Genomic DNA, 10,558 nt, shown 5'->3' on the forward strand with positions numbered 1-10,558 from the left:
CTGGTCTGGCCGCGTTCTCCAACTTAAAGACTCAGACCAGCAGCCCGGTGGCGACGACGGCGACAAGGAAGGTTGCCGTGGCCGACAGGAGCGCCAGGCCGGCGCGGTAGCCCACGAGTGCGCGGTCGTGTCCGCGGTGAAGCCCCGTCGAGAGCCCAGTCAACAGGACAGCCAAGACGAGAACGTACCAGCCGACGACCGGCCCAAGCAGCGCGCTCGAAACAGTGCTGAACTGCTCACCGCCACCCATCGACCCGGCGAGCGCGACGGTTGCGCCGCCGACCAGCGGGCCGAACAGCGCGGCCGTATTCGACAGTGTCTCGGTTATCTGCGAGAGGTCACGGCGCGTCTCGCGCTCGATGGCCCGGAGTGCGTCCAGATGCTCACCCATCGTTGCCACCGACTCCCCTGCCGGAGGTCCGATTGTCGCAGCCGTGTCTAGTAGCCTGGCCACCTGCCGGGTCCGGGTGCTCGGAACGTCGGCGAGCGCGCCGCCTGGACCCAGGAACGCCCCCTCGACGCTGGTCCCGAGACAGTCCTGGTTCGCGACGGCGGATTCGAGGACGGCGCTGGTCGGCGTGGGCGTCTCGTCGACGGCCTCGACGAGCGCCGCCTCGACCGACTGGCCGCGGTCCAGACGGCGACCGACGGCAGACAGCGCGTCCGGGAGGCCCGCTTCGACGGCTGTGGCGTAATCTCGGACCTCGGTGAACGGTCGGTAGTAGACCACGAGCGCGCTCCCGACGCCCGCTCCGAGCGCGCCGAGAGGGGCGGCCCACTCGGCGACGACCACGCCGGCGAGTAGCCACCCTCCGGCGGCGGTGACGATACCGGCTGCGACCGAGGGGAGCGCCGTCGCCGGCACGTCCGGGTGGCTCCGCGGGACTGTCGTCGTCGGGAACGCGACCGGTCGCCGTCCGAGCAGCCAGCAACAGGCGACCAGCAGCGCGGTGGGTAACGCGACTCCGTAGACCACTGTCAGTGTGGGTGCGGTCACTGGCACGCCCGCGGCAGCGGCGGCGGGCAACAGCGACGCCATCGCCAGCGGCAGGAGGACGCCGAACGCGTACAGGCCGGTCGCCGGGCCACGGAGCGAGGCCGCGAACGCCGCCATCTCATCGCGCGTCCCCTCGAGAACGCATCTCCGTGCCCGTTCGAGGACTTCAGGCCGCTCCTGGGCCGGGGCTGTCGTCGCGTTCTCGACCAGCCCTACAGCACGCTCGAGCGCCGGAAACCGGGCGCTCCAGGCCGCCCCAAACGTCCCCAGTCCGCTCCGTGGCGTGCCCGCGGCTCGCTGTCGATGGTGGTCCAGTCGGGCGGCGAGCAGGCCGCTCCCGACCCGTCCAGCGAACGCCGCCGCCCGTTCCGCGCTGGGCCACAGTGTCGCACCGAGCACCAGCGTCGTGACCAGCGACGGCGCGGCCCCCAGCGTTCGGATCCGCTTTGCCTCCGCGGCAAACGGCACGCCGTACCGTCCTGCTGTCGTGACACAGAAGGACAGGACGAGGAGTCCGAGGCCCACGGCCGTCGCTACCGGTCCGTGCACCACCGAAACGACCACCGCCGCGAGCAGGGAGCCACACACCCCGACGCCGTAACTGGCTGTCAGTACTGTCTCTGCCGGGACTTGGAGCGAGAGCAGTCGGCACGCCCGCCGGTAGCCGTCGGGCACCTCGGCGGTTCCCGGGTAGGCCGTTGTGAACGCTTTGACCGCCAGCGAGCCAGCGGCGTCACCGGACTCGTTCGAACCGCTGGCGTGGTTCACGGTTGAACCTCGTCCGTGGGTGCCCTGCAGGAGGAGTCCTCGACAGGCTCGGACTCGGCGAACTGCTCGGCCCGTGCCTCGACCGTATCGAGGACCGCGGCGTAGGACTCGCCCGGTGTGGCAAGCGACTCCACCAGGCGGCTGTTGCCCCGCTTGAGACGGCCGGTCGCGGTCGCCGTCGGTCCGTCGCGCTCGTAGAGCAACTCGGAGGTGACGTCGTCGCCCCGGACGGCGATTTCCGCGACGGAGGCGATGCCACGGCCGTGTTTCGACGCGGGCGGGGCCAGCGTCACGACGAGGTCCGTCGCGCCGAACGACCGGACCGGGACACCGAGGTCCGACACCAGCCGCTCCCGAACTGCCTCGGGGCCGCTGCCGTGAATCGTCCCGAGCACGGCCCCGTCGCCACCGCCGACGCGCATCGCCTCGTAGAGAACGCTGGCCTCCTCGCCGCGGACTTCTCCGACAGCGAGTGCGCCCTCGCCGAGTCGGAGCGCGGTCCGCAGGGCCTCCGTGGCGTCGACCGAGGCCCCCTCTCCTGTGGTGGTCCGGAGCGCCTGAACGTCCCGACCGACGGCCTGGAGCGACGACGCCGGGAGCTCGGGCGTGTCCTCGATGAGGATGGTTCGCACCTTGCGGGGCACCTCCCAGAGCAACGCGCCGAGCGTCGTCGTCTTGCCCGCGCCGCGGGGGCCGGCGACGAGACAGGCCCCGCCGCGTTCCACGACGACGGAGAGCAGACCGGCGACAGCGGCCGGCATCGTCCCGTTGTCGACTAGGTCGGCCAGCCGCCACGCGTCGCTGTCGTGGGCGCGAAACGCGAAGGCGAGGCCGTCGCTGACCGGTTCGCTCACGCCGGCGACGCGGATCTGTCGGTCGGCCACCGTCGCCGTCGCATCGAGCGTGGGGTTCGCTCGCGAGAACGCCCGGCCGCTCGACCGCCTGAACGTCGACGCCAGCGCGCTCGCGCCCGACGGCGTCAGCCGGACGTTCGTTCGCATCCGCTCGCCGTCACAGCGAACGTGGAGCCGCGTGTCACTGACGGGGGCCGTCGCGAACACGTCGGACACCCGTTCATCCGCGAAGATGTCGTCGAGAACGCCGAGGCCGCCGGTGTGTTTCTCCAGTACGGCCCCGACAGCGGTCGCCGTCGTGCAGTCGTCGGCCACCTCGTTCGCTGCGTCATACGGGTGATAGCCGCCGTCGACGGCGGCGTTGGCAACCCGTTCGTACGCTGTGACGAGTTTCTCCATCGTCGCCGCGTCGAACCGCTGCTCCCGTGGCTCGATGTGGTAGACGGGCAACCGCTCCGTGGCCGTGTCGTATCTCCGAACGACGGCATCCGTCGAAAGCGTCCGCTGGTCTCGGAGCGACGCTTCTGCCGGCGGCGCTGTCCCGATACGCGCGTCACTTATTATCGGCCCGGTGTAGGCGGGCAACGCCTGCTCGCTGGTGTCAAAGCCCTCGGTTGCGACCGCCAGCCCGGTCTCCGCAGCCAGGTCGGCGGCCGGGCCCGCTCGACCGACTGCCTCCGTCGCGCCGGCGACGGGGTCCCGGCGGGCACGGTCTGCGAGTCGCTCGTCCAGCGAGGCGACTCTGGTCACGAACCGGCCGGCAGCAGTGAGTACCGCCGCGGCCCCGTCGGCGTACACCCGCTCCTGTCCGGCCTGTTCTGTGACGACGGTCTCGACACCGGAAGCCGACAGCGAATCGATGACTGTCGCCCGGCACGCGGCCGACTCGGCGAGGTTGCCGCTGCCCGGGCAGTCGTCCGCCGACGCTACCAGTCGCGAACCCTCGACAGCCGTCTCACAGCGGCAGTCCGATACCGACGACGTCCCGAAGAGCCACTCACGCATGGCCACCCCTCGCCGCGGCTTCGGACTTAAATCGATGGACTGTCAACACCCGCCGACCGCCCGACCGCGCCAACACGAACACGAGTCGATGCGGGCCGGGTTCTTCGAGCCGGCCGGCCGGTGCTGGGGGTCTGATCGGGATATCGACCAGCCGCTCGGTCCGCTCTCGGGACTCGACCCGCCACGTTGCGACGCCGACGCCGGCCCGCTCGCGGAACCGGAGGTGGTCCACGCCGGCGCTCGTGTGCGTCCGCGCAGGCAGTCGTACCTCCACTACGCGTTGTGCGTCACCGGCCGGGGTCGCGTCGTCAGTGTCTATCAGCGTCTCAAGTTCGGCTGCCAGTTCGTCCAGTTGCCGCTCCATCGTACCGTCGGCGGCATCCGCTCGGGCTGTCGACAGCGCCGGGGTCGTCGCCCCGATCAGTGCGGTCGTGACCGCGACAGCCAGCACGAGCCGGTATATCACAGCAGCGCACGGATGCGTCCGAACACACCCGCGTCCGAGTCCGCCCCGTCGTCAGGGTCGCCGCCGTCGGTGATGGCGGAGAAATCGGTCTGCTCCTCGGCCGCGAGGCCGGTCGGGGCGCTCGGGCCTGTGTGGCCGTCGCTGTCCGACGAGCCTGGAGACGCCTGCGCTGTCTCCGTCCGTTTCTGGTCGGCCCCCGCTGCCGGCGGGTCAGATGCCGACCGGGCTGCCAGCGCCTCGTCGAGTCGCACCTCCAGTCGGTCGGTCGCCGCCAGCGCCGCGTCGGCGCGCTGCTCGACATCCTCGTTCACTGCACGGATGTTCCCCACGTAACCGCGGAGGGCCTGTGTGGCCGCTTCGAGTTCCGCCGTCCGCTCGTCGAGATTATCGACACGCTGTTCGACGGTGTCCATGCGGTTCTCTATCTCCGCGAGTTCCGTCACCTCCGGGAACTCCGTCGTCCCGTCCGTGACCGCGCGTTCGATCGTCTGAAGCCGTTCCGCAAGCGTCTCGACATCTGTCATGCCCGGCGCTTGTCCCGTGCTGGTACTTGAACGCTCGGGGGCGGTGTTGCGGGAGGCGTCTCCGTCACGCCCCCGGCTGCGCTCCCCGACTCACCCGCCCGTGCCGAGGATAAACACCGCGAGGACAATAGAAACGAGCAGCGTTGCCAGAATCAGCAGCGCGACGACTGTGACCGGGGAGAGCGCGTCGTCGGCAGAGAGGAATTCGGTTGGTGGCAAGGTGGTGGACGTCCGAAGGTTGTTTCCGTCGGCTGGCGCGACGGAGGTCTATCAGTTCTACCAAACCGGTCATCTCACAAAACTGTGTTCTTTTCCAACCAGTTCGGGCTGGGGGACTGTACGGCCACTAACTGCACCGGAACCGGCGAGCGTTTATACCGGATGCCGGGATTACGTCGTCCCATGGCCGATAGCGACCAGGTGAAGGCGGCACTCGCGGCGCTCGCTGACGGCGGTGCCGACAGTGACGACGATTGCGGAGCCACTCGAGTAGCCGACCGGGACGACAGCAGTGCGGACCGGACGGTCACCGACGATACGGGCGACGACGCCGACTACCGGAGAGTCATCGAGCAGGCAACCGAAGCGACCAGCGACCTGGACGCAGCGGTCGCCTTCGTCGAAGCGGTCGGCGTCGGCCGACTCGAAACGGCCGTCGCACAGGCCGACCACGAGGTGAGCGGGCTGGCCGACGAGGGGCGGGCGGCACTGCGTGAGTTTCGGCGGTACCGGGACGCTGCCGCGGGGCCCAGCGGTGGGTCGTAGCCATCGGCGCGACCGCACTGCCGTCGACCACTTTCACCGCGGTCACGATACCTCTTTAGGTGGCGCTGGCTTACGGGTGGGCAAATGACACGGGTGATACACACCGGCGATACCCACGTCGGGTATCAGCAGTACAACGTCCCCGACCGACGGGACGACTTCCTTTCGGCGTTCCGGCAGGTGGTCCGGGACGCCATCGCGGACGACGTCGACGCCGTCGTTCACGCCGGTGACCTCTTTCACGACCGCCGCCCGGCCCTGACCGATATCATGGGCACGCTACACGTTCTCGAAGAGCTTTCTGAAGCCGACACCCCGTTTCTCGCCGTTGTGGGCAACCACGAGGCCAAGCGCGACGCACAGTGGCTCGACCTGTACGAGTCGCTCGGCCTGGCGACGCGACTGAGCGACGAGCCGACAGTCATCGGCGACACCGCGTTCTACGGCCTCGATTTTGTGCCCCGGTCACAGCGTGACGACCTCGGCTACGACTTCGCTCCACACGACGCCGACAGCGCCGCGCTGGTCACCCACGGCCTGTTCCAGCCCTTCGACTACGGCGACTGGGACGCCACGGAGATACTCACCGAGTCGTCGGTCGAGTTCGACGCAATGTTGCTCGGCGACAACCACGACCCAGGCAAACAGCAGGTCGGAGACGCCTGGGTCACCTACTGCGGGTCGACCGAGCGCGCGAGTGCGAGCGAGCGCGAGGACCGCGGCTACAACATCGTCACCTTCGACGACGAGGTCCGTATCACCCGACGCGGTCTCGACACTCGCGAGTTCGTCTTCGTCGACGTGGACCTCGGGCCCGAAGAGGGCGTCGAGCGCGTCCGCAGTCGCGTCGGCCAACACGACCTGGCGGACGCTGTGGTCATCGTGTCCATCAGCGGGGACGGCGACCCAGTCACGCCGGCCAGCGTCGAATCGTTCGCCCTTGACCGGGGTGCGCTCGTAGCCCGGGTCACCGACCACCGGGAAATCACGGCCGAGGACCAGGAGACGGACATAAGCTTCGCCGACCCCGACGACGCCGTCACCGAGCGCGTCCGCGACCTCGGATTGAGCGAGGCCGCCCACGACATCGACGAGACGATTCGCGCCTCGAAGGTCGCCGACGCGAACGTCAAAGACGAGGTCGAACGGCACGTCAGAGAGCTGTTGTCTGAAGATTTAGACGGGCTCGCGGCCGACGCTGACGCGTCTGCGGGCGACGGGCCAGACGACACAGATGCGTCTGTAAGCGGAAGTGCGGACGACGCCGACGATGGAGCGGCGGTGAACGAAGCCGACGATGACGGCCAGGCGAGCGTCGAGGAGTTCCTGTAATGGAGGCACTACGATGAGATTCGAACGCGTCAAACTATCCAATTTCAAGTGCTACGACGATGCCGACCTGCGGCTGGACAGCGGTGTGACCGTCATCCACGGGCTCAACGGGAGCGGGAAATCATCCCTGCTCGAAGCCTGCTTCTTCGCGCTGTACGGCTCGAAAGCGCTGGACGAAAACCTCGGTGACGTGGTCACAATCGGGGCCGACGACTGCACCGTCGAACTGTGGTTCTCCCACGCCGGGGGCGACTACCACCTCACTCGCCGGGTCCGCGCGACCGGAGCGCAGCCGACGACCGCGAAGTGCGTGCTGGAAACCCCCGAGGGGAACTACGAAGGGGCGCGCGACGTCCGCCGACGCATCACGGAACTCCTCCGCATGGACAGCGAGGCGTTCGTCAACTGTGCCTACGTCCGCCAGGGCGAGGTGAACAAGCTCATCAACGCCTCACCCGGGGACCGCCAGGACATGCTCGACGACCTCCTGCAACTGGGGAAACTGGAGGAGTACCGCGAGCGGGCCAGTGACGCCCGCGTCGGGGTCGGTCGCGTGCGCGACGACAAGCAAGGTGCGCTCTCCCAGCTCGACGAGCAGATCCAGGAGAAAGAACAGAAGGACCTCCACGAGCGCCTGAACGCTCTCGAAACGAAGGAGTCGGAACTCCAGGACGAGATTGAGCACATCGAGGACCAGAAGGCCACCGCCGAGGAGACGCTCACGCAGGCCGAGTCCGTGCTCGAAGAGTACGAGGAGAAACGCGAGGAACTGTCGGCGCTGGAAGCCGACATCGACGAACTGGAGACGACGGTTACCGAGACCGAAACCGAGCGAACCAGGCTCAAAGAACAGATTAGCGACCTGCAGGACCGGCGGGAATCGCTACGGGACGACCTCTCGGAGACGGTCGCCGAGACCGACCTTAGCAGTTCGGAGCCGGACCCGGACACCGTCGCCGCGCGACTCGACGAACTGCAGTCCCGCGACGACGACCTGCAGAGCCGGATCGAGGACCAGCGCGTGGACGCGAAAGAACACAGCAGCACTGCCAACGCGCTGACCGAGAGCGCCGCCGACCTCGAATCCCGGGCCGAGGACAAGCGCGAGGAGGCCGACGAACTGGAAGCAGACATCGACGCGGCACGAGAGACTATTGCCCAGCGCCGGGAGCAGATCAGCGACATTGACGACCAGATTGCGGACCTCGAAGCCAGGTTCGAGGACGCACCGACCGACCGCGGCGGGGCAGAATCGTACCGCGAATCCGTCGCCAGCGACCTCGACGACGCCCGACAGCGGGTGACCGAACTGGAGACGAAACTGGAGAGCGAGCGCGAGGCGCTCGCCGAGGCCGAGGCGCTGCTGGAGGCCGGCAAGTGCCCCGAGTGCGGCCAGGACGTGAGCGAGTCGCCACACGTCGACTCTATCGAGGAGGACCGCGAGCGGATTACAGAGCTGGAGGAGACGCTCGCGGACGCCCGCGAGGACGTTTCGGAGCTGGAAGCGAACCACGAGACTGCGACGGAGTTGGTCGAGACGGCAGACGAGCTATCGACCCTGGAGAACAACCGCTCGAACATCGTCCAACTGGTCGAGGAGAAGGAGGACGGGCTGGACGCGGACCGGGAACGCATTGGGACGCTCCGCGAGGACGCGGCGGAACACGAAGCGGAGGCGGAGACGAAACGCGAGAAAGCCGCCGAGGCCCGCGAACGGGCGGAGGACTGCCGCTCGATCGTCGCCGAGTGCAATCAGGAGCGCCAGCAGGTCAAGCAGTCGACCGAGCACTTCGAGCTGATCGAGGACCTGCTTGCGAAGATCGACGATTGCGACGACGACATCGAGCGCCTGCGCGAGAAGCGGCGCCAGCAGGCCGAACTAAACGACCAGCGCCGCGACCAGCTGGCGGAGAAACGCGAGCGCAAACAGACTCTTGCGGAGTCGTTCGACGAGGAGCGCATCGCGGAGGCCCGAAGCGAGAAACAGCGGGCGAGGAAGTACATCGACCAGGCCGAGGAGACCCTGGCGGAGAAACGCGAGAAACGCGACGAACTCCAGAACGCCATCGGCGGCGTCACGAACGAAATCGAGGAACTGGAGTCGCTGCGGGAGCGCCGCAAGGACCTGGAAGCGACCCTGGAGGAACTCGAAACGCTGTACGACGAGACCGAGCAACTCCAGGAGATGTACGGAACCCTTCGGGCGGAACTGCGCCAGCGCAACGTCGAGACGCTCGAGCGGATGCTCAATCAGACGTTTGACCTGGTGTATCAGAACGATTCGTACTCCCACATCGAACTCGACGGGCAGTACCAGCTCACGGTGTACCAGAAGGACGGGGAGCCGCTGGAGCCCGAACAGCTCTCCGGCGGCGAGCGGGCGCTTTTCAACCTCAGCCTGCGGTGTGCCATCTACCGCCTGCTCGCGGAGGGTATCGAAGGTGCTGCGCCGATGCCCCCGCTCATCCTCGACGAGCCGACGGTGTTCCTGGACTCGGGCCACGTCACGCAACTGCTCGACCTCGTGGAGTACATGCGCGACGAGGTCGGCGTCAAGCAGATTCTCGTGGTCAGCCACGACGAGGAACTGGTCGGTGCCGCCGACGACCTCGTCCGCGTCGAGAAGGACGCCACGACCAACCGCTCGCGCGTCGAGCAGGTCGAGGCGACGGTCGCGGAACTGGCCTGACCGCGCTCGCGGAGGTGACCTGTTCAGTCGCGGAGGGGGGCCAGCCCGTCGCTGGCCGTCTCGGTGGTGTCGTAGCCCCGCTGGCCGTGGACCTGTGCCTCCGTGAGCAGGCCGGCGGCGCGGAACTCGGCCAGCAGGCCGTGCAGGTCGCTCTCACAGAGGTCGTACGCGGAGAGCAGTTCCTGTACCGAGAGCGGTCCACGGTCGTCGAGTTCCACGAGCAGGCCCAGCGACCGGTCGTCGTGGACCGCTGTGAGGACGCGACGAGCGGCGGAAGGAACGGCACCGGCGGCCGTGGCAAGCGGCGACTCGCCCTCGATGGGTTCGAGGTCGGCGTTCGGGACGTGTCGCTGTTTGCCGGTTTCCGGATTCCGGACCAGACTCGACTCAGTGGACTCTTTCAGCAGTAAGTAGCGCGTGCCGTCGTCGTCCCGCACAGTACGCATGGCATTGGGTAGCCGGTCAGTCCCGTTAGCCGTTTTGGTCGCCCGGTTCCCCGCCGTGGCTCTGCGTCTCTGTCGTCTCGGACGCCTCGGTCCCGTTCGAATCGTCCGATTTGCGCTCCCGCTCGAACTGGACGTACCGAAACGTTCCGTAACCGAAGGCGATGAGGCCGACGAGGAAGATACGGACCCCGAGGTCGACCTGCCCCTCGAAGTATGCCAGCATCGGGCCGAGCGAGAGCGCCATTAGCGCGACGTTGAACACGATGACGAGCTTGACGAACAGCCCCGTGGTGTCGCCCTGATAGTCGCCACCAGACGGGGAGGGAACGTCCGGCCCGAGGCTCTCCGGGTCGAACTCCGCAGGCTCGTACTGGCTCTTTTCCGAGAGGACGCCACTGCTCTCGTTGGGGTCGTCCTCGCCGGGGATGTTCATTACACTAACTACGACGGGTGGAGGCTAAAAGTACTTGCTGTCAGGCGATCTCCTGTAACGTGAGCGCCGTATCGGTCTGCATCCACGCGAGGGGGTTCTCCGCGTCGTAGAACACTGTCCCCTCCTCGGTCTCGTAGGTCTCGGTCGTCTGGATGGCGTCCGGGAGCGCCGGCTCCGACCGCAGTTCTTCGGACCTATCCGCCTCGCCGTGGGGGGATGCGTGGTGCGACATTAGCCGTCAAACTTGGGTATGTTACTCGATGGCATATACTTTCTGCC

11 protein-coding genes are annotated in these 10,558 nt (G+C 67.7%); 3 read left to right on the forward strand and 8 right to left on the reverse strand.

Annotation, left to right across the window (positions count from 1 at the left end):
- Nucleotides 1-31: 31 nt before the first annotated feature.
- The 5 genes from KZ498_RS15180 to KZ498_RS15200 form a co-directional block, all read right to left on the reverse strand.
- Nucleotides 32-1,765, reverse strand: coding sequence for a type II secretion system protein (locus KZ498_RS15180; protein WP_312619882.1), 1,734 nt, complete (start codon nucleotides 1,763-1,765; stop codon nucleotides 32-34).
- On the reverse strand, nucleotides 1,762-3,624 hold the full coding sequence (locus KZ498_RS15185) for an ATPase, T2SS/T4P/T4SS family (RefSeq protein WP_312619883.1): 1,863 nt from the start codon (nucleotides 3,622-3,624) through the stop codon (nucleotides 1,762-1,764). The genes KZ498_RS15180 and KZ498_RS15185 overlap by 4 nt, the downstream gene beginning before the upstream one ends.
- Nucleotides 3,617-4,090: a hypothetical protein gene (locus KZ498_RS15190; RefSeq protein WP_312619884.1), complete on the reverse strand. Its 474-nt coding sequence runs from the start codon at nucleotides 4,088-4,090 to the stop codon at nucleotides 3,617-3,619. Before KZ498_RS15190 ends, KZ498_RS15185 begins: the two co-directional genes overlap by 8 nt.
- The gene (locus KZ498_RS15195) at nucleotides 4,087-4,614 is read right to left on the reverse strand and encodes a hypothetical protein (RefSeq protein WP_312619885.1); all 528 of its coding nucleotides are present in this window, start codon (nucleotides 4,612-4,614) and stop codon (nucleotides 4,087-4,089) included. The genes KZ498_RS15190 and KZ498_RS15195 overlap by 4 nt, the downstream gene beginning before the upstream one ends.
- A 90-nt stretch (nucleotides 4,615-4,704) precedes the next feature.
- Entirely contained in the window at nucleotides 4,705-4,833 is a 129-nt protein-coding gene (locus KZ498_RS15200) for a hypothetical protein (RefSeq protein ID WP_312619886.1), read from the reverse strand.
- A gap of 183 nt (nucleotides 4,834-5,016) precedes the next feature.
- On the opposite strand from KZ498_RS15200, the gene KZ498_RS15205 reads away from it, so the two are divergent.
- The 3 genes from KZ498_RS15205 to rad50 all read left to right on the forward strand — a co-directional run bounded on the left by KZ498_RS15205 (nucleotide 5,017) and on the right by rad50 (nucleotide 9,400).
- Complete coding sequence (locus tag KZ498_RS15205) at nucleotides 5,017-5,379, forward strand: hypothetical protein (protein ID WP_312619887.1); 363 nt, start codon at nucleotides 5,017-5,019, stop codon at nucleotides 5,377-5,379.
- Nucleotides 5,380-5,463: 84 nt separating this feature from the next.
- Nucleotides 5,464-6,711 carry a DNA double-strand break repair protein Mre11 gene (gene mre11, locus KZ498_RS15210; RefSeq protein WP_312619889.1) on the forward strand — a complete coding sequence of 416 codons (1,248 nt, stop codon included), beginning with the start codon at nucleotides 5,464-5,466 and terminating at the stop codon, nucleotides 6,709-6,711.
- Nucleotides 6,712-6,724: 13 nt separating this feature from the next.
- A complete protein-coding gene (gene rad50, locus KZ498_RS15215) occupies nucleotides 6,725-9,400 on the forward strand; it encodes a DNA double-strand break repair ATPase Rad50 (RefSeq protein ID WP_312619890.1) in 2,676 nt (891 codons plus the stop codon).
- Nucleotides 9,401-9,423: 23 nt separating this feature from the next.
- Here rad50 and KZ498_RS15220 read toward each other — a convergent pair whose 3' ends face one another.
- The 3 genes from KZ498_RS15220 to KZ498_RS15230 are packed head-to-tail and all read right to left on the reverse strand — an operon-like array spanning nucleotide 9,424 to nucleotide 10,511.
- Nucleotides 9,424-9,846: a hypothetical protein gene (locus KZ498_RS15220; RefSeq protein ID WP_312619891.1), complete on the reverse strand. Its 423-nt coding sequence runs from the start codon at nucleotides 9,844-9,846 to the stop codon at nucleotides 9,424-9,426.
- 25 nt (nucleotides 9,847-9,871) lie between these two features.
- Nucleotides 9,872-10,279: a hypothetical protein gene (locus KZ498_RS15225; RefSeq protein ID WP_312619892.1), complete on the reverse strand. Its 408-nt coding sequence runs from the start codon at nucleotides 10,277-10,279 to the stop codon at nucleotides 9,872-9,874.
- 40 nt (nucleotides 10,280-10,319) lie between these two features.
- Entirely contained in the window at nucleotides 10,320-10,511 is a 192-nt protein-coding gene (locus KZ498_RS15230; protein WP_312619893.1) for a hypothetical protein, read from the reverse strand.
- Between the last annotated feature and the right edge of the window lie 47 nt (nucleotides 10,512-10,558).

This window comes from Haloarcula sp. 1CSR25-25 (assembly GCF_032027985.1).
Classification (GTDB): domain Archaea; phylum Halobacteriota; class Halobacteria; order Halobacteriales; family Haloarculaceae; genus Haloarcula.